We start from the raw sequence: 23145 nt of genomic DNA, 5'->3' as shown, positions 1-23145 counted from the left end.
GAAAGTCCGCAGGGGCGCGAGGCCCCTGCGGGTCATGTCACTCGGCGCTCAGTTCCGCCCGTTCTTCTTCGGTCAGTTGCAGTGCTTCAATCTGCTCCGCCGAGGGCGTTTCCTGCTCTTCAAGTTCATCGATAGGGTTTGCGTTCCAGCTGCCCATGTAGCCCATGAGGTTTCTCCTTGGTTATTGTTTGAGTGTGCTGGTGCAAGCACGAGTCGAATCTAAGAGCGCAGCGACGGTGGGGTCAAAAATGTCCAGACGTTTCCGTTCGCGGTTTTTAACCGCCCTGAAATACGTACTGATAAATCTTGAAGGGATGCGTCGGGATCACCGAAAACGCTTGTTTTAGAGGGGGTTGGCTGAGTGCAAAAAGGCGAACGAAACGATCAGGAACCAACCGTCTGCGAAGTTTTTTCCCTGTCTTTGTCAGACGTTTCATCGTGAGGCTGCCGCAAAATCCCACTGAAGGATTTACATGGCGCTATGGCGTACTTGTGCGGTGATTTTTCAGACGGAAATTGAGAAAACACCGCACAAATCTGTTTGAGGGTTTTAGTGCTTTTCCGCGAACACGGGGAACACCAGGCTGAATACCGTCATCGCCCCCGGGCGGCTTTGCACCTGCGTGGTGCCCTGATGCAGGGTCATGATCGAGCGCACGATGGCCAGCCCCAGACCGGTGCTGCCCTGCGAGCGGGTGCGACTGCTGTCGACGCGGTAAAAACGGTCGAACAGATGCGGCAAGTGCTGCGCTTCGATGCCAGCGCCGGGATTGCTCACTCGCAGTGCCACCTGTGTCGGCGCCTGTTCAATGAACAGCGAAACGGTTTTGCCGGCGGGGCAGTGGCGCAGGGCGTTGGACAGCAGGTTGGATATCGCCCGCTGGATCATCAAGCGGTCGCCCGAAACCTGAGCACTGCCGACCACCTTCAGATGGATTTGCTTGTCTTGCGCCGGGAGGGAAAACAGATCGGCCACCCGTAACGCCTCGTTTTCCAGCGCAATCGGCTCGAACGACGCGTGTGCCATCGGCTGGCTGGCCTGGGCCAGGAACAACATGTCCGAGACAATCCGCGCTACCCGCTCCAGCTCCTCGGTGCACGACACCAGAACGTCGGTGTATTCCTCGACCGTGCGCTCGCGTGAAAGCGTTACCTGAGCCTTGCCCATCAAATTGTTGATCGGCGTGCGCAGCTCGTGGGCCAGATCATCGGAGAACTGCGACAACTGCTGCACACCGCTGTCCAGGCGATCGAGCATGACGTTGATGCCTTGCGCCAGTTCGCTCAGTTCCTGAGGCATGTTCACCACCGACAACCGGTGGTCGAGGTCCTGGGTGGTCACCCGGGCCGCCACTTTGCGAAACTCGCGCAGCGGCGCCAGTCCGCGCTGCACCGCGCCCCAGGCGGTCAGGCCGATGAACACCAGGAGCAACGGCAAGGCAATCAGCGTCGAGCGCAGGTAGGCGCTGAGCAACGCCTGATCGTGGGCATTGTCCATCGACAGCAACACCGGTACGTTGCTGCCGTCCTTCAGGCGAATCAATTTCGAGGCGGTGAGAAATTTCGCACCTTCGGCATCGAAGCTGTCGGTATAGGACAACTGATCGGTCGTCGCCCGCACCGCTTTCAATTCAATCCGTGGGTCCGTCAATCCCGACCCGGACTTGAGCAGCGGCGAGCGCAGGTTGCCTCGGTCATAAATCGTCAGCGTCAGGTTGTCATGCCCCATGACCTGATCGAGCAGAATGTGCGGCTTGCTGCTGACTTCATTGGCATCGACGTACAGCGAGAGGCTGTGTTCCACCTGCGCCATCTTCTTTTCCAGGCTGTCCCGGGACAATGCATCGAGCTCATGAGTCAGGGCGAAATACGCAAGGATCGCCAGGAACACCACCAGCAACGCACCAAGAGTACTGACGGTCAGACCCAATCGCAGCGACAGGCTGGCGGGCTTCATTCCCGTGCCTCCAGCACATAGCCGACACCGCGCAGGGTGTGGATCAGTTTGCTGTCGAACGGGTCGTCGATCTTCGCCCGCAAGCGGCGGATCGAGACTTCGACCACGTTGGTGTCGCAGTCGAAGTTCATGTCCCATACCAACGAGATGATTTGAGTGCGGGTCAGCACTTCGCCGGACTGGCGCATCAGCAGATGCAGCAGGGCGAATTCCTTGGTGGTGAGGTCGATACGCTGGGTGCCACGAAAGGCCCGGTGACGGCCCGGATCGAGTTCCAGATCGGCGACCTTGAGTACTTGCGGCACCGGGATGTTTTCGCTGCGGCGCATCAAGGTGCGTACCCGCGCCAGCAATTCCGGGAATTCGAACGGCTTGACCAGATAGTCGTCGGCGCCCAGATCCAGGCCCCGGATCTTGTCTGCCAGGCGACCGCGTGCGGTGAGCATCATCACTCGCGTGGAATGGGTGCGGCGCAGTTGCTCCAGCACGCCCCAACCGTCGAGTTCCGGCAGATTCACATCCAGAATGATCAGGTCATAAACCTGTTGTTGGGCCAGGTGCAAACCATCCGCGCCATTAATGGCGTGGTCAACGATATAACCACTTTCGGTCAGGCCCTGATGCAAGTATTCGGCAGCTTTAAGCTCGTCCTCGACGACAAGGATTCGCATGATCTTTCACCACTTTTATTCAATGGATATTTAATTAAGGTGGCCGGGAAAGTTATTGTTTTTGTTGGGGCTTCCGGACGGTTTCAATAACGGGATGGCGTGCAAGGTAAAGGCTGTAGTGGCTACAGAGTCAACGCCTGAGTCCTTTAAAACAGCCGTCCGCGACAGCCTGTCGCAGCGAAGTGGTCAATTTTTCATGACTTCCATTTCGGCAAGTGCTGTTCGGCTGATAACTAATATGCATTTGTTTCGGTGTGTTGCAGCAAAGCCATTCGAACTTCGAATCCTAGAGCAAAACAACTTCAATTAACCGTGGATAACGGATTTGTAATGTTCACGTCACCTTGTCGATAAGTTCAAAACCCTACCGTGGCGCCATCAACGATTCTTGATTGAAGGAAGTCTTCCATTGCCCGGTTTAATTGAACTGACGGCGCGCTCACGCCTGAAAAAAACCGCCAGCGGCCTCTTGTTGCTGGCCTGCACAGGCCTTGCCAGTGCATCGACCCTGACGCTGGATCAGGCGCTGCAAACCGCGTTCGCCGGCAACCCGGAGCTGGCCGCCGCGCAGTGGGAAATCGGCATTGCCGAAGGTGACCGCAAACAGGCCGGGCTGATCCCCAATCCCGAGGTTTCGTGGGAGGCTGAAGACACTCGGCGCCAGTCACGCACCACCACGGTGATGCTCAGTCAGCCGATCGAGCTGGGCGGCAAGCGTGGTGCGCGGATTGATGTGGCGAGTCGTGCGCAGGATGCCGCCGGCATCGAGCTGGAGCGCAAGCGCAACGCACTGCGCGCCGACGTGCTTCAAGCGTTCAATGGCGCGCAAACTGCGCAGCAACGTTTGCAACTGGCCCGGCAGTCGCTGCAGCTCGCCGAGCACGGTTTGCGTGTGGCGCAGGGGCGGATCGAGGCGGGCAAGTCGTCGCCGGTCGAAGGCACACGGGCGCAAGTGCAGCTTTCGCAAGTGCGCCTGGAGCTAAGCCGCGCTGAGCGCGATCAGGCCAATGCGTACCAGCAATTGGCCCAGGTCATGGGCGCACCGTTGCCGACGTCGACCACGGTGCAGACCGCGACTCAAAGCCTGCCCAGCGTACCGACGCCCAGCCGTTTGCTTGAGCGCCTGAACGAGACGGCGGAGCTGCGCCTGGCCAGGTTGCAGATCGATCAGCGCGAGGCGTCGCTGGGGCTGGAAAAGTCCCAGCGGATACCCGATCTCACCGTCAGCATCGGCAGCCAGTACAGCGAAACCGAGCGCGAGCGGGTCAACGTGGTCGGGCTGTCGATGCCGATTCCGCTGTTCAACCGCAATCAGGGCAATGTGCTGGCGGCGGCGCGGCGTGCCGATCAGGCACGGGACCTGCGCAACGCCACTGAGCTGCGCCTGCGCACGGAAATCCAGACCACGCTGGAGCAGTGGCAGACCGCCAACGGCGAAATCAAGGCGTTCAATCAGACCATCCTGCCCGCCGCGCAAAGTGCGGTGGACAGCGCCACTCGCGGTTTCGAAATGGGCAAGTTCGGCTTCCTCGACGTGCTCGACGCCCAGCGCACGTTGATCGCCGCTCGCAGCCAATACATCCAGGCGGTGAGCGAGGCCACCGACGCCCAAGTCCGCATCGAACGCATCTTCGGCGACCTCAGCGCCAACCCTTGAATTTCAACCTTCTGATCACTGCGCGACGGTACGGCGCAGAGGAGTTTCCATGGATAAAAAACTGATCGTGGTCGCTGCGGCGACCTTGGCGCTGGGCATTGGCATCGGCTCGATGTGGGGCGGCAGTGGGTCTATCGATGCGCATGCCGATGAAGCGGCGGAACACGCCGATCACGCCGAAGAAGGCGCCGCCGCTGACGGCGAGCATGGCGAAGAAGGGCACATCGAATTGACTGCCGAGCAGATCGCGGCGGCGGGGATTCAACTGGCCGCCGCCCAGGCGCAGAACTTCAGCCTCGGTCTGTCATTCCCCGGCGAAGTGCGCTTCGACGAAGACCGCACCGCGCATGTGGTGCCGCGCGTACCGGGCGTGGTCGAGTCAGTGTCGGTCAATCTCGGGCAGTCGGTGAAGAAAGGTCAGTTGCTGGCCGTGATCGCCAGCCAGCAGATCTCCGATCAGCGCAGCGAGCAGGCGGCCGCGCAACGCCGTCTGGCTCTGGCCCGCACGACGTTCGAGCGCGAGAAAAAACTGTGGCAGGACAAGATTTCCGCCGAGCAGGATTTCCTTCAGGCGCGTCAGGCCCTGGAAGAAGCCGAAATCGCCGTGAGCAACGCCCGGCAAAAGATCAGTGTGCTCAGCGGCAGTGTGGTCGCCACTGGCGGCAATCGTTATGAACTGCGGGCGCCGTTCGATGGCGTGGTGGTGGAAAAACACCTCACGCCGGGGGAGGTGGTCGATGAAACCACGGCGGCGTTCACGCTCTCGGACTTGTCCCGGGTGTGGGTCACGTTCGGCGTTTCGCCCAAGGAGCTGAACAAGGTGCAAGTGGGCAAACCCGTCACCGTCAGTGCGGCGGAATTGAACGCCGAAGTCAGCGGCACCGTGGCTTACGTCGGCAGCCTGCTCGGCGAACAGACCCGCACCGCGACCGTGCGCGTGACGTTGGAAAACCCGCAAGGCTCATGGCGCCCGGGCCTGTTTGTCACCGCGCTGGTCGCCACCGACAGCCGTCAGGCCAAAGTCGCCGTGCCGGAAACCGCGATCCAGACCTTCGAGGACAAACCCACGGTATTCGTGCGCACCGACGACGGCTTCAAAGCGCAAGCGGTGGAGCTGGGCAGTCGGGCGGCGGGGCAAGTGGAAGTCACCGCCGGGCTGGAGCCGGGCGTGCAAGTCGCCAGCGCCGGCAGCTTCGTCCTCAAATCGGAGCTGGGCAAAGCCTCGGCCGAGCACAGTCATTAATCGCGGAAGACTCCCATGTTCGAACGCCTGATCCAGTTTGCCATCGAGCAGCGCATCATCGTGCTGCTCGCCGTTCTGCTCATGGCCGGCCTCGGCATCGCCAGTTATCAGAAGCTGCCGATCGACGCTGTGCCTGATATCACCAACGTCCAGGTGCAGATCAACACCGGTGCGGCGGGGTTCTCGCCGCTGGAGACCGAGCAGCGCATCACCTTCCCGATTGAAACCGCGATGGCCGGTCTGCCGGCGCTGGAGCAGACCCGCTCGCTGTCGCGCTCGGGGTTGTCCCAGGTCACGGTGATCTTCAAGGACGGCACTGATCTGTTCTTTGCCCGGCAATTGGTCAACGAACGCTTGCAGTCCGCCAAGGAGCAATTGCCCGAAGGTGTGGAAGCGGTGATGGGGCCGATCTCAACAGGGCTCGGCGAGATCTTTTTGTGGACGGTCGAGACCAGGGAAGGTGCGCTGAAGGACGACGGCACGCCCTACACGCCGACCGACTTGCGGGTGATTCAGGACTGGATCATCAAGCCGCAACTGCGCAACGTCCCCGGCGTGGCCGAGATCAACACCATCGGCGGTTTTGCCAAGGAATACCAGATCGCGCCCGACCCCAAAAAACTTGCGGCCTACAAGCTGACCCTCAGCGATCTGGTAACGGCGCTGGAGCGTAACAACGCCAACGTCGGCGCCGGCTACATCGAACGCAGCGGCGAGCAATTGCTGATTCGCGCGCCGGGGCAGGTGGCGAGCACCGAGGACATCGCCAATATCGTCATGGCCAATGTCGACGGCACGCCGATCCGCATCAAGAACGTCGCCACCGTGGAGATCGGTCGTGAGCTGCGCAGCGGCGCCGCCACGGAAAATGGCCGTGAAGTGGTGCTGGGCACCGTGTTCATGTTGATCGGTGAAAACAGCCGCACGGTCTCCCAGGCCGTCGCCGCCAAGCTCGAACAGATCAACAAATCCTTGCCCGGCGGCGTGATCGCGGTGCCGGTGTACGACCGCACGCATCTGGTCGACAAGGCCATCGCCACGGTGAAGAAGAACCTCGTCGAGGGCGCGATTCTGGTGATCGCGATTTTGTTTTTGTTTCTCGGCAACATCCGCGCCGCGCTGATCACGGCGATGGTGATTCCGCTGTCGATGCTGTTCACCTTCACCGGCATGTTCAGCAACAAGGTCAGCGCCAACCTGATGAGCCTCGGCGCGCTGGACTTCGGCATCATCGTCGACGGCGCGGTGGTGATCGTCGAAAACACCCTGCGACGGCTGGCTCATGCGCAGCAGCATCACGGGCGACTGTTGACGCGATCCGAGCGTTTCCATGAAGTGTTTGCGGCGGCAAAAGAGGCGCGGCGACCGCTGATTTTCGGACAGCTGATCATTATGGTGGTGTACCTGCCGATCTTCGCCTTGAGCGGTGTCGAAGGGAAAATGTTCCACCCGATGGCGTTCACCGTGGTCATCGCGTTGCTCGGCGCAATGCTGTTGTCGGTGACGTTTGTACCGGCGGCGATTGCGCTGTTCGTGACCGGCAAGGTCAAGGAAGAAGAGGGCGTGGTGATGCGCGGCGCACGTCGTGTTTATGCACCGGCGCTGGCCTGGGTCATGTCCCATCGGGCGATGGCGGTCGGCGCGGCGCTGGGGGTGATTGTGCTCAGCGGTGTGATCACCAGCCGCATGGGCAGCGAGTTTGTGCCGAGCCTCAGCGAAGGTGATTTTGCCTTGCAGGCATTGCGCGTGCCGGGCACCAGCCTGACGCAATCGGTGGACATGCAGCAGCGTCTGGAAACGCTGATCCTGAATAAAGTACCGGAAGTCGAGCGGGTGTTCGCCCGCACCGGCACCGCCGAAATCGCTTCCGACCCGATGCCGCCGAACATCTCCGACAGCTACGTGATGCTCAAGCCCAAAGAACAATGGCCGGACCCGGGCAAGTCCCGCGAAACTCTGATGGCCGAACTGCAACAGGCCGCCGCGACGTTGCCGGGCAGCAACTATGAATTGTCGCAGCCGATCCAGTTGCGCTTCAACGAACTGATCTCCGGCGTGCGCAGCGACGTGGCGGTCAAGGTGTTCGGTGATGACATGGACGTGCTCAACGACACGGCGACAAAGATTGCCGCCGCGATGCAGAAGGTCGACGGTGCGTCCGAGGTCAAGGTCGAACAAACCAGCGGTCTGCCGGTGCTGACCATCAACATCGATCGCGATAAGGCCGCGCGTTACGGGCTCAACGTCGGCGATGTACAGGACACCATTGCGGTGGCTGTCGGTGGGCAGAAGGCCGGGACAATGTACGAAGGTGATCGCCGGTTCGACATGGTCGTGCGTTTGTCCGACGCGATGCGCAAGGACATCGACGGGTTGTCGGCGCTGCTGATCCCGGTGCCGGCGGCGGGTGGTGATGCCTCCAGTCAGATCGGCTTCATTGCGCTCAAGGACGTGGCCAGCCTCGATCTGGTGCTGGGGCCGAATCAGGTCAGCCGCGAGAACGGCAAGCGCCTGGTGATCGTCAGCGCCAACGTGCGTGGGCGTGACATCGGTTCTTTCGTCGCCGAGGCGGGCGAAGTGATCGAGCGCGACGTGCAGGTGCCGCCGGGTTACTGGACCACCTGGGGCGGGCAGTTCGAGCAACTGCAATCGGCGGCCAAGCGCTTGCAGATCGTGGTGCCGGTGGCGTTGCTGCTGGTGTTCGGGTTGCTGTTCATGATGTTCAACAACCTCAAGGACGGCTTGCTGGTGTTTACCGGGATTCCGTTTGCGCTGACCGGCGGGGTCATGGCGTTGTGGCTGCGGGACATTCCTTTGTCGATTTCGGCGGGTGTCGGTTTTATTGCGTTGTCCGGTGTGGCGGTGCTTAACGGGCTGGTGATGATCGCGTTCATTCGCAACTTGCGAGAGGAGGGGCGCTCGCTTGCCGACGCGATCAACGTCGGTGCACTGACTCGGTTGCGCCCGGTGTTGATGACGGCGCTGGTGGCGTCCCTGGGCTTCATTCCGATGGCCCTGGCGACCGGCACCGGGGCCGAGGTGCAGCGACCGCTGGCGACGGTGGTGATTGGCGGGATCCTGTCCTCGACCATTCTCACGTTGCTGATCCTGCCGGCGCTGTATCAGATTGCGCACCGTCGGGACGAGGAATCGCCCACGGCGGTCTAGTCACTTTTTGCCTCAACAACAGGCCCGCCCATGCGGGCCTTTCTACATGACGGATATGTAATTTCGGCGCCACCGTCACGAAAGGTTCGGATTGTTACCTTGATCCCGTCAGTTACTTGAATGAGGAATCAACGATGAAACTTGCACAGATTGGCGCGTTTGCCGTGGCTCTGATGATGTCTTCCCTGGTGTTGGCCGAAGGTGGCGGCGACCGCACTTTCGAAAAAATGATGGCTGCCAATGGCCGCTCGATGGAGGTGTTTGCCGCCAGGGAAAAGGCCCGTGATCCGGTCGTTGTGAACGACAAGAAGGACGACAAGACCCAAGACCTGTAAGCGTGCTGCCAGTGAATGAGCCCGTCATCGCGCATCGATGGTGGGCTTTTTTATGAGTTTGTTTTGAGGGAGATGGATATGAAGCTTCTCAAGTGGATGGCGTTCACCGGTGTCATGGCAATGTCTTGGAATGCGCTGGCCGAAGGCGGTGGCGACAGAACGTTCGACCGGGCGCTCAGCGCCAACACCAAAGCCATGGAGCAGTACGCGGCCAGTCAGGGCAAAGCGGCACCGGTGGTCAAGGAATACGAGTACGGAATGAAGCTGGACGTGAAAAAAGTGGTGAGTGTTGTCCGGCCGAAAAATGAATGTGCGGTGGTGCCGGCCGCGATGACTTACGAAGACTCCAAGGGGCAGCTCAATACGGTCACCTACAGCGTGATGGGCAACTGTCGTCAGCAGGGTGGATAGCGTCTGTAACGGCTCAAGCGCCCGGTTCATATTCAGTGAGTCGGGCTTTTTTTCAGGCATAAAAAGGCGTCCCGAAGGACGCCAAAGATTCACCTCTTACCAAAGGAGCAAGGAGCTTCTAAAGGTGAATGGGCATTGCTCGTGAAACTCAGAGAATCGCCAGCGGGTATTCGACGATCACCCGCACTTCGTCCAGGTCCGATTCGAATGCGGTGGCCCGGGTGGTGGCCTGGCGCAGACGCAGCGACAGATCTTTCATCGAACCGCTTTGCACCACGTATTTGACTTCGATGTCACGCTCCCAGCGTTTCTGATCGGTCAGCGGATTACCGTCGGCATCACGGCGCATGTACACGGCGTTGGCGTTGGAGTAGTCGGCGTCGGTGCCGCGTGCGTAACGGGTCATGAACGACAGGCCCGGCACACCATAGGTGGTCATGTCGACGTCGTAGCGGACCATCCAGGAGCGCTCTTTCGGCGAGTTGAAGTCGCTGTACTGGATCGAGTTGTCGAGGAAGATCGAGTCGGACTGGCGCAGGTAATCGAAGTCGTCGTTGCCGTTGTTGCGCTGGTGGGAGAGCGCGACCGAGTGGGCGCCAAGCTTCACGCCGACGCGGCCGCTCCAGATGTTGTTGTCGAACTGACCGAGCAACTGTTTGCCTTCATCGACTGCCTTGTAATAGTTCAGGCCACCGAACAGCGACAGGTCATCCGATAGCGGATACGTCCAGGTGGTGCCGGCGTAATACTGGTTCCAGGCATCTTTGAGGCGACTGGAGTACAGGCTGAAACTCAGGTTTTTGTTCAGCGCATAATCGCCGCCGCCGTAAGCGATCCAGGGCGAGTTGACCGGGCCGGCATAGAAGGTCGCGAAGTTTTCGCGCATGTCGCTGGACACCGGCTGGCTCATCGCATGCAACCGGCCGCCCTGGATCGACAGACCTTCGATGCTGGTGTTGGTCGCCGTCACGCCGCGAAAGCTTTCCGGCAGCAGTCGCGAATCACCTGCTGCAACCACCGGGTTGGCCGGGAACACGTCGCCGACTTTCACCACCGTATCGAAGGCCCGCACTTTGGCGGCACCACCGATCTTGGTGTATTCGTCCCGTGCTTTGCCTTCGCTGTCGACCGGCAATACATCGAACGAACTGCGGCCACCGTTGCGTCCGTCACCGGTGTCGAGTTTCAGGCCGATCATCGCGAAAGCATCCACCCCGACCCCGACAGTGCCTTGGGTGAAGCCAGATTCGAACTTGCTGATGACCGCATGGGCCCAGGCCTCGGAATAACCATTGCCGGTGGGACTGGACTGGCCGTTGCGGTGATCACGATTGAAATAGAAGTTGCGGTTGAGTACCGACAGGCTGCTGCCTTCGATAAACCCTTCGGGTTTGTCTTCTGCAAACACCATGGACGGCCCGGCGCCGACGACCACTGCTAAAGCGGCCATCGATATTTTTGTGTTGTTAACCATCAATCACTCCTGAGTTCGGCAGAACGGGAACGTGCTTCGGCGTGGGTTTTATTGTTCGACGGGCAAGGGCCCGCCTGTAGGGTCGCCGGGTGACATCGTTGCAGGCTGCGGATAACGCGGAGGTGATTGGGGGATTACAATTTTGTTAGGTGGGTGCGGAAAGGGCAGGGCACTCGTAATGAATTCCCCAAACGCAAAAACGGCACCCGAAGGTGCCGTTTCTGTTTGTAGCCATTCCAGCAGAGCAATCAGCCCGCCAGACCCGCCTGCTGAACCAGGGTCAGCAACGGCTGCGGGTAAACACCCAGGAAGAACGCAACCACAGCGATCGCCAGCAGCATCACGCCGCCTGCTTTCTGTTCCCAGTGCAGTTGGGCGTCGTGGCGGCGCAGGTTCGGTTCGATCAGGTACAGGGTGACCATCACGCGCAGGTAGTAGAACACGCCGATGGCGCTGCCCAGTACCAGCGAACCTACCAGCCACCATTGGTGAGATTCGACACCGGTGGCGATGATGTAGAACTTGCCGATGAAGCCTGCAGTCAGCGGGATACCGGCCAGGGACAGCATCATCACGGTCAGTACGGCGGTCAGGTACGGACGGCGCCAGAACAGGCCGCGGTATTCGTACAGGGCGTCTGCGTCACGGCCGTTGTACGGCGAGGACATCAGGGTGATCACACCGAAGGCGCCGAGGCTGGTGATCACGTAGGTGACCAGGTACACGCCGATGGCTTCCACTGCCAGACCCTTGCTCGCCACCAGTGCGATCAGCAGGTAGCCGAAGTGCGCGATGGACGAGTAACCGAGCAGACGCTTGAGGTTGCTCTGGGTCAGGGCCAGCAGGTTACCGAACAGGATCGAGGCGATGGCGATGATGGTCAGCACGTTGCTCAAAACGCCACTGCTGGCGGCAGGGGAGATCTGGAACAGACGAACCATGACCGCGAACACAGCCACTTTCGACGCGGTGGCGAGGAACGCGGCCACTGGTGCCGGAGCACCTTCGTACACGTCCGGCGTCCACAGGTGGAACGGTACCAGCGACAGCTTGAATGCCAGACCGATCAGCATCATGCCCAGGCCCAGTTGCGCCAGCGAGCTTGGCAGGCCGGTCGCGGCCAGTGCCTGACCGATACCGACGAAGCTCAGCGAACCCGAGTCGGCGTACAGCAGCGCCATACCGAACAGCAGGAACGCGGAACCGGCGGCCGATAGCACCATGTACTTGATGCCGGCTTCCAGCGAACGCTTGTTGAAGAAGGCGTAGGCCACCAGACCGTAGACCGGCACCGACAGCAGTTCCAGACCGATGAACAAGCCGGCCAGGTGCTGCGCGCTGACCAGAACCAGGCCACCGGCGGCGGCCATCAGGATCAGCAGGTACAGTTCTTCACGGTTGCCCGGGTAACCCGAACCGCCATCGCCGAGGTAGGCGTGGGCGAGGGTGACGCAAGCGAGGGTGGCGACCAGGATCAGCGCCATGTACAGGCAGGCAAAGGTGTCGATCTGCAGCAATGGAGTCACGGCCAGAGGCGCGACTTTCAGGGCCGGCAGGATCGACAGCAAGGCCAGGTTCAGACCCGCCACCGAAATCAGGAAGGTCTGCGAGTGGTTGCGGCGCCAGGCGATTGCCAGCATCACCACGATAATGGTGAGGCTGGTGATCAACAGTGGCGCAAGCGCAATAAAGTGTTGAATCGTGAATTCCATAGCGCTCTTACCGGGCCGAAGCGAGTTGAGTGAAGGCGGTGCCGAGCCACTGCTGCACGCCATGCATCGTGGCGGCGGAAGTGTCGAGGAACGGTTGCGGGTAGACGCCGAGGTAAATCAGCAGTACCGCAAGGCCCAGCACCATGATCAGTTCGCGACCGTCCATGCCGTGCAGGATCGAATCCGATTTCGACGGACCGAAGTAGGCACGGTGGATCATGATCAGCGAGTAGACCGAACCGAACACCAGACCGGAGGTAGCGATCGCGGTGATCCATGGAGCACTGGCGAACGTACCGATCAGGATCAGGAACTCGCCGACGAAGTTACCGGTACCCGGCAGACCCAGAGAGGCGGCTGCAAAGAACAGGCTGATCGCCGGCAGGTAAGCGATACGCGACCACAGGCCGCCCATCTCGCGCATGTCACGCGTGTGCAGACGCTCGTACAGCTGACCGCTGAGGATAAACAGTGCCGCGGCCGACAGACCGTGCGCCAGCATCTGGATCACTGCACCTTGCAGCGCCAGTTGGCTGCCGGAGTAGATGCCGATCAGTACGAAGCCCATGTGGGAAACGGACGAGAAGGCGATCAGACGCTTGATGTCGGTTTGTGCGAACGCCAGGAACGCACCGTAGAAGATCCCGATCAGACCGAGGGTCATGGCGATCGGCGCGAACTCGGCCGAGGCGTTCGGGAACAGCGGCAGGGCGAAACGCAGCAGACCGTAGGCCGCGGTTTTCAGCAAGATACCGGCGAGGTCAACGGAACCTGCAGTCGGCGCCTGGGCGTGAGCGTCAGGCAGCCAGGAGTGGAACGGAACCACTGGCAGCTTGACCGCGAAGGCGATGAAGAAGCCGAGCATCAGAATGTACTCGGTGGTCATCGACATCTTGGTCTTCAACAGGTCGGCGTAGTTGAAGGTGATCACGCCGGTGCTGTTGTAGTTGACCAGGACCAGACCGAGGATCGCCACCAGCATGATCAGGCCGGAAGCCTGAGTGAAGATGAAGAACTTGGTCGCCGCGTAGATACGGGTTTTCTTGCCGTCCGAAGAACTGTGACCCCAGAGCGCGATGAGGAAGTACATCGGCACCAGCATCATTTCCCAGAAGAAGAAGAACATGAACAGGTCGAGGGCGAGGAACACGCCGACAACGCCGCCCAGGATCCACATCAGGTTCAGGTGGAAGAAGCCAACGTGACGTTGAATTTCTTTCCACGAGCAGAGTACCGACAGGATACCCAGCAGGCCGGTCAGCAGGATCATCAGCAGCGACAGGCCGTCGAGGGCCAGGTGCACGTTGATGCCGAAGCGCTGGATCCAGACGTGCTTGAACTCAAGCGCCCAGGTCGGATCGGCGCCAGGCGCCGGTGCAAATGAATAGTCACCGTGGGCCCACAGCCAGAGGCCGAGGGCGAGTTCCAGGGTCATGGTCAACAGCGCAATCCAGCGGGGGAGGGTAGCGCCGAAGCGCTCACCCATCCAGCACAGCAGGCCGCCGATGAAGGGGATCAGGATTAGCCAAGGCAGAATCATGACGGGCTCGTTTCCTTTCGCAAATTCGCAAGGTTCATATCAGACCGCTACCAGCACGACAGCGCCGATGACCAACACGGCACCAGCAGCCATCGAAGCAGCGTACCAACGCAGTTGACCGGTTTCGGTACGGCTCAGGGCGGTGTGACCCCCCTTGGCCATGCGCGGGATCAGACCGATGGTCTGGTCGAGCGGGTCTTTGCGCAGCATGTGGCTGATCGCAAGGTACGGCTTGACGAACAGTTTGTCGTAGATCCAGTCGAAGCCCCAGGCCGCGAACCACCAGGCCGAGAGGAGACGGCCGATGCCGCTGTTGGCGATCGCGGTCACGAAGCGACGCTTGCCGAGGAACAGCAGGGCCGCCAGCAGGATACCGGCCAGGGCGATGGCGCCCGAGGCGATTTCCAGACTGTGCTTGGCTTCGCCACCGGCATGGCCAACGCTCTCGGGCAGTACGCCGTGCAGCGGTGGAACGATCATGGCGCCGACGAAGGTCGACAGCACGATCAGCACCGACAGTGGCAGCCAGTGAGCGATGCCGTGACCGGCGTGAGCTTCGGTCTTGGCTTCACCGTGGAACGCGATGAAGATCAGGCGGAAGGTGTACAGCGAGGTCATGAACGCACCGACCAGACCGGCGTACAACAGACCGTTGTGGCCGCTGGCGAACGCTTCCCAGAGGATTTCGTCCTTGGAGTAGAAGCCTGCGGTCACCAGCGGCAGGGCGGCCAGAGCGGCACCACCGACGATGAAGCTGGCGTAGGCCAGTGGCAGTTTCTTCCACAGGCCGCCCATCTTGAAGATGTTCTGCTCGTGGTGGCAGGCAACGATCACCGCACCGGAAGCGAGGAACAGCAGGGCCTTGAAGAAGGCGTGGGTCATCAGGTGGAAGATCGCGCCTTCCCAGGCACCAACGCCCAGCGCCAGGAACATGTAGCCGATCTGGCTCATGGTCGAATAGGCGAGGATACGTTTGATGTCGGTTTGCACCAGTGCCGCGAAACCGGCCAGAACCAGCGTCACACCGCCAACGATGCCGACCAGGTGCAGGATGTCCGGCGCCAGGGCGAACAGACCGTGGGTACGGGCGATCAGGTAGACACCGGCGGTCACCATGGTTGCGGCGTGGATCAGTGCCGAAACCGGGGTAGGACCGGCCATCGCGTCCGCCAGCCAGGTCTGCAGCGGCAGTTGAGCCGATTTGCCGACCGCACCACCCAGCAGCATCAGGGTTGCCAGCACGATCCAGAAATCGCCGACCTTGAAGTGCTCAGGCGCTTTCACCAGCAGTTCCTGAACGTTCAGCGTGCCCAGTTGCTGGAACAGGATGAACAGGCCGATCGCCATGAACACGTCGCCGATACGGGTGACGATGAAGGCTTTCAGTGCGGCGTTACCGTTGTTGCGGTTGCTGTAGTAGAAACCGATCAACAGGTACGAGCACAGGCCCACGCCTTCCCAACCGAAGTAGATGAACAGCAGGTTGTCGCCCAGGACCAGGAACAACATGCTGGCGATGAACAGGTTGGTGTAGGCGAAGAAGCGCGAGTAACCGGCTTCACCGCGCATGTACCAGGAGGCGAACAGGTGGATCAGGAAACCCACGCCGACCACCACACCGAGCATGGTCACGGACAGACCATCCAGGTACAGGGCGAAGTTCGGCTGGAAGCCTTCCACCGAGATCCATTTCCACAGTACGTGGACGTACACGCCACCTTCCGGTGGAGCGACGTTGAACTGCCAGATCACGTAGGCCGCGACGATGGCAGACAGGCCGATGGAGCCGACACCGATCAGCGCCGACAGGTTTTCCGAGAGGCGGCCGCGCGAGAACGACAGCAACAGGAACCCGATCAGAGGGAATACGAAAGTCAGAAAGAGTAGGTTCATCCGCGCATCTCACTGGCAGCGTCGATATCGAGCGTGTGGAAGCGGCGATACAGTTGCAGCAGGATCGCCAGGCCAATACTGGCTTCGGCGGCTGCAAGGCTGATCACCAGGATGAACATGATCTGTCCATCCGGTTGCGCCCAGCGGGCGCCCGCGACGATGAAGGCCAGTGCAGAGGCGTTCATCATCACTTCCAGACTCATCAACACGAACAAAATGTTGCGGCGGACCATCAGGCCGACCAGACCAAGGCAGAACAGGATGCCGGCAACGGCCAATCCATGCTCGAGAGGGATAGCAGGCATGTCTTACTCCTTCGCCTCGTTACGGCCCAAATGGAACGCCGTGACGGCTGCAGCGAGCAGCAGCATCGAGGCGAGTTCGACCACCAGCAGATACGGACCGAACAGGCTGATGCCCACGGCTTTCGCGTCAACGGTGGTTTGACCGATGGCCTGACCGCTCTGGTGAGCGAACAGCACATACAGCAGTTCGGCCAGCAGCAGGGCGGCGAGAATCACCGGTCCTGCCCAGATGCCGGGCTTGAGCCAGGTGCGTTCCTGCTGAACCGAGGCAGGCCCCAGGTTCAGCATCATCACCACAAACACGAACAGCACCATGATGGCGCCGGCGTAGGCGATCACTTCCAGCACGCCGGCGAACGGTGCGCCGAGAGCGAAGAAGGTCATGGCCACGGAGATCAGCGAAATGATCAGGTAGAGCAGGGCGTGCACAGGATTGGTGTTGGTGACCACACGCAGTGTGGACACAACAGCGATACCCGATGCGAAATAGAAAGCGAATTCCATCGTTCTTCCTTAAGGCAGCAAGCTCTTCACGTTGATCGGCTCGGCTTCGTTTTGTGCGGCGCCTTTCGGCTTGCCCGCAACGGCCATACCTGCAACACGATAGAAGTTGTAATCAGGGTTTTTGCCGGGGCCGGAGATCAGCAGATCTTCTTTCTCGTACACCAGGTCCTGACGTTTGAACTCGGCCATCTCGAAATCCGGTGTGAGCTGGATCGCGGTGGTCGGGCAGGCTTCCTCGCAGAGACCGCAGAAAATGCAGCGCGAGAAGTTGATACGGAAGAAGTCCGGGTACCAGCGACCGTCTTCGGTTTCAGCTTTCTGCAGCGAGATGCAACCCACCGGGCACGCCACGGCGCACAGGTTGCAGGCTACGCAGCGTTCTTCGCCATCGGGGTCGCGGGTCAGGACGATACGGCCACGGTAGCGTGGCGGCAGGTAGACCGGCTCTTCCGGGTATTGCAGGGTGTCGCGCTTGCGAAAGCCATGACCGAAGATCATGACCAGGCTGCGCAACTGGGTACCGGTACCCTTAACGATGTCGCCAATATATTTGAACATGGGTCAAATCCTCACTGAACCGCAACCGCAGGCGTGTTCCACAACACGATTGCAGCGGTCACCAGCAAATTGATCAGGGTCAGTGGCAGGCAGAATTTCCAGCTGAAATCCATCACCTGGTCATAACGCGGACGCGGGATGGAGGCGCGCAGCAGGATGAACAGCATGATAAAGAACGCGGTCTTCAGTGCGAACCAGACGAAGGACAGTTGCGGCAGGATGCCGAACGGACCGTGCCAGCCACCGAAGAACAGGGTGACCAGCAGTGCCGAGATCAGGATGATGCCGATGTATTCACCGACGAAGAACATGCCCCATTTCATACCGGCGTATTCAATGTGGTAACCGTCGGCCAGTTCCTGTTCCGCTTCCGGCTGGTCGAACGGGTGACGGTGAGTCACGGCCACGCCAGCGATGAAGAAGGTACAGAAGCCGAAGAACTGCGGAATGATGAACCACAGGTTCTGCGCCTGGTACTCGACGATGTCGCGCATGTTGAACGAGCCGACCTGCACCACGATGCCCATCAGGGCCAGGCCCATGAACACTTCGTAGGACACGGTCTGCGCCGAGGCACGCAAGCTGCCCAGCAGGGCGAACTTGTTGTTACTCGACCAGCCGGCGAACAGTACCGCGTAGACCGAAAGACCGGCCATGGCGAAGAAGAACAGCAGGCCGATGTTCAGGTCCGCCACGCCCCAGGTCGGGGTGATCGGGATGATCGCGAACGCGATCAGCAGGGCGGACATGGCCACCACCGGCGCCAGGGTGAAGATCACCTTGTCGGCAAACGGAGGGGTCCAGTCTTCCTTGAAGAACATCTTCAGCATGTCGGCTGCGATCTGGAACATGCCGAACGGGCCGACGCGGTTCGGACCGTAACGGTCCTGCCACCAGCCCAGCAGGCGACGTTCGACAAAGCTGAGCAACGCGCCTGCGACCACCACGGCCAGCAGGATCACGATGGCCTTGATGACCGTCAGGATCACATCGATCACTTCAGGGGTGAACCAGGTCATTGCGCTGCCTCCTGCAGACCATCAACGGTTTGGCCGAAAATCGCCGGCGGAATGCCTGCCAGACCGGCCGGCAGTGCAACCAGGCCAGCGCCCAGCTCTTCATTGATGCGCAGCGGCAGACGCAGGGTCTGGCCGGCAACATTGAGGCTCAGCAGTGCGCCGTCGTTGACGCCCAGGCGGTCCGCTTCGGACTTGGCCAGTGCGACGTAGGCAGCCGGAATGCGTTCCTGGACCGGAGCGGCTTTCGACGAGGTCTCGTCGCTGCCGAACAGGTGGTAGAACGGCACGGCTTGCCAGGTGCCCTGGGCCGGGTTGAACGCGCGCGGAACACTGGCGAACCAGTTCAGCGAATCACCGGTGCTTTCGATCAGGCGGGTGCCCGGATCGCCAGCGCGCAGGTGACCACCGACTTCGTCCTGGAACTTGTTCCAGGCTTGCGGCGAGTTCCAGCCCGGCGACCATGCAAAAGGAACCTGCTGACGCGGTTCGGCGGAGCCCGAGTAACCTTCCATCGAGAAGGCGAACGCGGTGTCCTTGTCTTGCGGGGTGCGTGGTTCGTGAACGCTGATGTCAGCGCGCATCGCCGTGCGACCGGAGTAACGCAGCGGTTCACGGGCCAGTTTCAGACCCTTGATGCGGAACGAGGCGGACGGTGCGGCGTCGACGATTCGGGCCAGTTGCGGGGTGCTCGAAGCAACGGCAGCGGTCACGTGGTCGAGTTGCGTCCAGTCGATCGGCTGGTTCAGCAGGGTGGCGCGCAGGGCGTGCAGCCAGCGCCAGCCTTCGTGGACCAGAATGCTCGCGTCCATGTATTGCGGGTCGAAAACCTGGAAGAAGCGCTGGGCGCGGCCTTCCTGGCTGACCAGCGTACCGTCGCCTTCAGCGAAGCTCGCGGCCGGTAGAACCAGATGCGCGCGGTCGCTGGTGGCCGTCTTCTGATGGTCGGCAACGATCACTACTTTCGCAGCGTTCAGTGCCGCATCGACCTTGGCCTTGGCGGTACGGGTGTACAGATCGTTTTCCAGCACGACGATGGCGTCGGCCTTGCCGTCAATCACTGCTTGCAGCGCAGCATCAACCGATTCGCCACCGAGCATGGCCAGGCCGAGGCTGTTGGCTTCCGGCACGATCAGGCTGATCGAACCGTTCTTCTCGCGCAGCTTCAGGGCCTTGGCGATGTTTGCAGCGGCTTCGATCAAGGCTTTGGAGCCCAGCGAAGTACCGGCGATGATCAGCGGACGCTTGGCAGCGAGCAGGGCATCGGCGATGCGCTTGGCCAGTTCCAGGGCTTCGGCGTCCAGACCTTCGACGGCCGGTGCGCTGGCGTCCAGGGCGTGAGCCACGGCGAAACCGATGCGCGCCAGATCGTCGGGAGCGGCGTGTACACACTCTTCGGCGATATCGTCGAGCTTGGTTTCAGCCAGGCTGGCGATGAACAGCGGGTTCAGTTCGTGCTGACCGATGTTCTTCACCGCCGCGTCGAGCCACGGCTGAACGCGCATGGCTTCGGCCATGTCTTCGGCCTTGCCTTTGACCGACTGACGCAGGGCCAGGGCCATGCGGGCGGCGGTCTGGGTCAGGTCTTCACCGAGGACGAACACGGCGTCGTGGTCTTCGATGTCGCGCATGTTCGGCACGGGCAGCGGGCTGTCCTTCAGCACTTGCAGGACCAGACGGATGCGTTCCAGTTCGGACGCTTCGATACCGGAGTAGAAGTGCTCGGCGCCGACCAGTTCACGCAACGCGTAGTTGCTTTCGAGGCTGGCACGTGGCGAACCGATACCGACGATGTTGCGACCGCGCAGCAGGTCGGCGGCTTTGTCCAGCGCAGCATCCAGCCCAAGCTTGGTGCCGTCGGCCAGCAGCGGCTGACGTGGACGGTCGGTGCGGTTGACGTAGCCATAACCGAAACGGCCACGGTCGCACAGGAAGTACTGGTTCACCGAACCGTTGTAACGGTTTTCGATGCGACGCAGTTCGCCGTAACGCTCGCCCGGGGAGATGTTGCAACCGCTGGAGCAGCCATGGCAGATGCTTGGCGAGAATTGCATGTCCCACTTGCGGTTGTAGCGCTCGGAGTGAGTCTTGTCGGTGAACACACCGGTCGGGCAGACCTCGGTGAGGTTGCCGGAGAACTCGCTTTCGAGGGTGCCGTCTTCAACGCGACCGAAGTACACGTTGTCGTGGGCGCCGAATACACCCAGGTCGGTGCCGCCGGCGTAGTCCTTGTAGAAACGCACGCAGCGGTAGCAGGCGATGCAGCGGTTCATTTCGTGGGAAATGAACGGGCCCAGTTGCTGGTTCTGGTGGGTGCGCTTGGTGAAGCGATAACGGCGCTCGTTGTGGCCGGTCATCACCGTCATGTCTTGCAGGTGGCAGTGACCGCCTTCCTCGCACACAGGGCAGTCGTGCGGGTGGTTGGTCATCAGCCATTCAACAACACTGGCGCGGAACGCCTTGGATTCTTCATCGTCGATGGAGATCCAGGTGTTGTCGGTGGCAGGCGTCATGCAGGACATGACGATACGACCACGGGTGTCGTTCTCATCGGTGTACTGCTTGACCGCGCACTGGCGGCAGGCCCCGACGCTACCAAGCGCGGGGTGCCAGCAGAAATAAGGGATGTCGAGGCCCAGCGACAGACATGCCTGTAACAGGTTGTCTGCCCCGTCGACTTCGAGCGCTTTGCCGTCTACGTGGATAGTGGCCATGGTTCAAAGGTCTTCGTTGGCCCGGTGTCAGCGGGCGTGGCTAATGGAATCTTGTTATCCGTCCGAATCCAGTCAGCCCCGAAAGGCGTCATCGGACGAAAGGCGAAGGGCACGGACCCTTCGCCTTTTTTAAGCGTTTACGCGCCGACTGTGATCGGCTTCGCCAGAGGCGGGACGGCGGCGCTTGCAGGCGCGATACCGGCTTCGAACTCTGGACGGAAGTATTTGATGGCACTGCCCAATGGTTCCACGGCACCCGGTGCGTGAGCACAGAAGGTCTTGCCCGGGCCGAGGAAGTTGACCAGACCCAGCAGAGTCTCGATGTCACCCGGCTGGCCGCGGCCTTGTTCGATGGCCATCAGCAGCTTGACGCTCCATGGCAGGCCATCACGGCAAGGAGTGCAGAAACCGCAGGATTCGCGAGCGAAGAACTGTTCCATGTTGCGCAGCAGGGACACCATGTTGACGCTGTCGTCCACCGCCATGGCCAGGCCGGTACCCATACGGGTGCCCACCTTGGCGATGCCGCCGGCGTACATTTGGGCGTCGAGGTGTTCCGGCAACAGGAAACCGGTACCGGCGCCGCCCGGCTGCCAGGCCTTGAGCTTGTAACCGTCGCGCATGCCGCCGGCGTAGTCTTCGAACAATTCGCGACCGGTCACGCCGAAGGGCAGTTCCCACAGGCCGGGGTTCTTGACCTTGCCGGAGAAGCCCATGAGCTTGGTGCCCATGTCTTCGCTGCCGTCGCGGGCCAACGATTTGTACCAGTCCACGCCGTCGGCGATGATCGCCGGCACGTTGCACAGGGTTTCAACGTTGTTCACGCAGGTCGGCTTGCCCCACACACCAACGGCGGCAGGGAAGGGCGGCTTGGAGCGCGGGTTGGCGCGGCGGCCTTCGAGGGAGTTGATCAGTGCGGTTTCTTCACCGCAGATGTAACGCCCGGCGCCGGTGTGGACGAACAGCTCGAAATCGAAGCCGCTGCCCAGGATGTTCTTGCCCAGCAGACCGGCTGCCTTGGCTTCTTCCACGGCACGGTTCAGGTGCTTGGCGGCGGTGGTGTACTCCCCGCGCAGGAAGATGTAGCCACGGTAGGTTTTCAGCGCGCGGGCACTGATCAGCATGCCTTCGATCAGCAGATGGGGCAGTTGCTCCATCAGCATGCGGTCTTTCCAGGTGTTCGGCTCCATTTCATCCGCGTTGCACAGCAGGTAGCGGATGTTGATGGATTCGTCCTTTGGCATCAGGCCCCACTTCACGCCAGTGGGGAAGCCTGCACCGCCGCGACCCTTGAGGCCGGCGTCTTTCACGGTCTGGACGATGGCGTCCTGATCCATGTCGGCGAAGGCCTTGCGCGCAGCGGCGTAACCGTTCTTGGCCTGGTACTCGTCGAGCCACACGGCTTCGCCGTCGTCGCGCAGGCGCCAGGTCAGCGGGTGAGTCTCGGCCGAACGCTGGATGCGGTTGGCAGGACCGAAAGAAGTCAGGGTCATACGTAGCCCTCGAGCAGTTTGGCGACGCCGGCAGGCTGGACATCGCCAAAGGTGTCGTCATCGATCATCAGCGCCGGTGCCTTGTCGCAGTTGCCGAGGCAGCAGACCGGCAGCAGGGTGAAACGACCGTCGGCGGTGGTCTGACCCAGGCCGATACCCAGGTTGTTCTGGATTTCGCTGACCACCGACTCGTGGCCACCGATGTAGCAGACCATGCTGTCGCAGACGCGAATGATGTGACGGCCGACCGGTTGACGGAAGATCTGGCTGTAGAACGTGGCCACGCCTTCAACGTCGCTGGCCGGGATGCCGAGGATCTCGCCGATGGCGTACAGGGCGCCGTCCGGCACCCAGCCGCGTTCCTTCTGGACGATCTTCAGGGCTTCGATCGACGCCGCGCGCGGGTCTTCGTAGTGATGCAGCTCGTGCTCGATGGCCGAGCGCTCGGTTTCACTCAAGGTGAAACGGTCTGTCTGGATAAGCGTGCTGTTCAT

The 23145-nt window shown here is 61.0% G+C and carries 19 protein-coding genes; 5 read left to right on the top strand and 14 right to left on the bottom strand.

Annotated features, from left to right (window positions below; genetic code table 11):
• Positions 1–37: 37 nt before the first annotated feature.
• The 3 genes from C6Y56_RS29405 to C6Y56_RS17570 all read right to left on the bottom strand — a co-directional run bounded on the left by C6Y56_RS29405 (position 38) and on the right by C6Y56_RS17570 (position 2628).
• The gene (locus C6Y56_RS29405) at positions 38–166 is read right to left on the bottom strand and encodes a hypothetical protein (RefSeq protein ID WP_279382152.1); all 129 of its coding nucleotides are present in this window, start codon (positions 164–166) and stop codon (positions 38–40) included.
• Between the two features lie 384 nt (positions 167–550).
• Positions 551–1957, bottom strand: coding sequence for a heavy metal sensor histidine kinase (locus tag C6Y56_RS17575; protein WP_169430955.1), 1407 nt, complete (start codon positions 1955–1957; stop codon positions 551–553).
• The gene (locus C6Y56_RS17570; protein ID WP_169430954.1) at positions 1954–2628 is read right to left on the bottom strand and encodes a heavy metal response regulator transcription factor; all 675 of its coding nucleotides are present in this window, start codon (positions 2626–2628) and stop codon (positions 1954–1956) included. Before C6Y56_RS17570 ends, C6Y56_RS17575 begins: the two co-directional genes overlap by 4 nt.
• A gap of 409 nt (positions 2629–3037) precedes the next feature.
• Here C6Y56_RS17570 and C6Y56_RS17565 point away from each other — a divergent pair, with 409 nt between their 5' ends.
• From C6Y56_RS17565 to C6Y56_RS17545, 5 genes are all read left to right on the top strand, one after another.
• Complete coding sequence (locus C6Y56_RS17565) at positions 3038–4285, top strand: TolC family protein (RefSeq protein WP_169430953.1); 1248 nt, start codon at positions 3038–3040, stop codon at positions 4283–4285.
• Between the two features lie 49 nt (positions 4286–4334).
• The gene (locus C6Y56_RS17560) at positions 4335–5528 is read left to right on the top strand and encodes an efflux RND transporter periplasmic adaptor subunit (RefSeq protein ID WP_169430952.1); all 1194 of its coding nucleotides are present in this window, start codon (positions 4335–4337) and stop codon (positions 5526–5528) included.
• Positions 5529–5543: 15 nt separating this feature from the next.
• Positions 5544–8696 (top strand): efflux RND transporter permease subunit, encoded by a 3153-nt coding sequence (locus C6Y56_RS17555; protein ID WP_169430951.1) that lies wholly within the window; start codon positions 5544–5546, stop codon positions 8694–8696.
• A 134-nt stretch (positions 8697–8830) separates the two neighbouring features.
• Positions 8831–9031 carry a co-regulatory protein PtrA N-terminal domain-containing protein gene (locus C6Y56_RS17550; RefSeq protein WP_169430950.1) on the top strand — a complete coding sequence of 67 codons (201 nt, stop codon included), beginning with the start codon at positions 8831–8833 and terminating at the stop codon, positions 9029–9031.
• A 78-nt stretch (positions 9032–9109) separates the two neighbouring features.
• Positions 9110–9442, top strand: a complete 333-nt coding sequence (locus tag C6Y56_RS17545) for a DUF2790 domain-containing protein (RefSeq protein WP_169430949.1) — start codon at positions 9110–9112, stop codon at positions 9440–9442.
• 148 nt (positions 9443–9590) lie between these two features.
• On the opposite strand, the gene C6Y56_RS17540 is transcribed toward C6Y56_RS17545, so the two are convergent.
• From C6Y56_RS17540 to nuoE, 11 genes are all read right to left on the bottom strand, one after another.
• Complete coding sequence (locus C6Y56_RS17540; protein WP_169430948.1) at positions 9591–10916, bottom strand: OprD family porin; 1326 nt, start codon at positions 10914–10916, stop codon at positions 9591–9593.
• Between the two features lie 248 nt (positions 10917–11164).
• Positions 11165–12628, bottom strand: coding sequence for an NADH-quinone oxidoreductase subunit NuoN (gene nuoN / locus C6Y56_RS17535; protein WP_169430947.1), 1464 nt, complete (start codon positions 12626–12628; stop codon positions 11165–11167).
• A 7-nt stretch (positions 12629–12635) separates the two neighbouring features.
• On the bottom strand, positions 12636–14168 hold the full coding sequence (gene nuoM / locus C6Y56_RS17530; protein ID WP_007951464.1) for an NADH-quinone oxidoreductase subunit M: 1533 nt from the start codon (positions 14166–14168) through the stop codon (positions 12636–12638).
• A 39-nt stretch (positions 14169–14207) separates the two neighbouring features.
• Positions 14208–16061 (bottom strand): NADH-quinone oxidoreductase subunit L, encoded by a 1854-nt coding sequence (gene nuoL / locus C6Y56_RS17525; RefSeq protein WP_085712395.1) that lies wholly within the window; start codon positions 16059–16061, stop codon positions 14208–14210.
• On the bottom strand, positions 16058–16366 hold the full coding sequence (gene nuoK, locus C6Y56_RS17520; protein WP_003180046.1) for an NADH-quinone oxidoreductase subunit NuoK: 309 nt from the start codon (positions 16364–16366) through the stop codon (positions 16058–16060). The genes nuoL and nuoK overlap by 4 nt, the downstream gene beginning before the upstream one ends.
• A 3-nt stretch (positions 16367–16369) precedes the next feature.
• A complete protein-coding gene (gene nuoJ, locus C6Y56_RS17515) occupies positions 16370–16870 on the bottom strand; it encodes an NADH-quinone oxidoreductase subunit J (RefSeq protein WP_085690004.1) in 501 nt (166 codons plus the stop codon).
• A 9-nt stretch (positions 16871–16879) separates the two neighbouring features.
• Positions 16880–17428: an NADH-quinone oxidoreductase subunit NuoI gene (nuoI, locus tag C6Y56_RS17510; protein ID WP_085690002.1), complete on the bottom strand. Its 549-nt coding sequence runs from the start codon at positions 17426–17428 to the stop codon at positions 16880–16882.
• An 11-nt stretch (positions 17429–17439) separates the two neighbouring features.
• Positions 17440–18447, bottom strand: a complete 1008-nt coding sequence (gene nuoH, locus C6Y56_RS17505; RefSeq protein WP_007951460.1) for an NADH-quinone oxidoreductase subunit NuoH — start codon at positions 18445–18447, stop codon at positions 17440–17442.
• A complete protein-coding gene (nuoG, locus tag C6Y56_RS17500; protein ID WP_169430946.1) occupies positions 18444–21158 on the bottom strand; it encodes an NADH-quinone oxidoreductase subunit NuoG in 2715 nt (904 codons plus the stop codon). Before nuoG ends, nuoH begins: the two co-directional genes overlap by 4 nt.
• 137 nt (positions 21159–21295) lie before the next feature.
• On the bottom strand, positions 21296–22651 hold the full coding sequence (gene nuoF, locus C6Y56_RS17495; RefSeq protein ID WP_064597744.1) for an NADH-quinone oxidoreductase subunit NuoF: 1356 nt from the start codon (positions 22649–22651) through the stop codon (positions 21296–21298).
• Positions 22648–23145, bottom strand: coding sequence for an NADH-quinone oxidoreductase subunit NuoE (nuoE, locus tag C6Y56_RS17490; protein ID WP_003223804.1), 498 nt, complete (start codon positions 23143–23145; stop codon positions 22648–22650). Before nuoE ends, nuoF begins: the two co-directional genes overlap by 4 nt.

It is taken from the genome of Pseudomonas fluorescens (assembly GCF_012974785.1).
Classification (GTDB): Bacteria; Pseudomonadota; Gammaproteobacteria; order Pseudomonadales; family Pseudomonadaceae; genus Aquipseudomonas; species Aquipseudomonas fluorescens_BT.
Note: the sequence above shows the minus strand (reverse complement) of the source record. Positions and strands in the feature narration are given on the sequence as shown.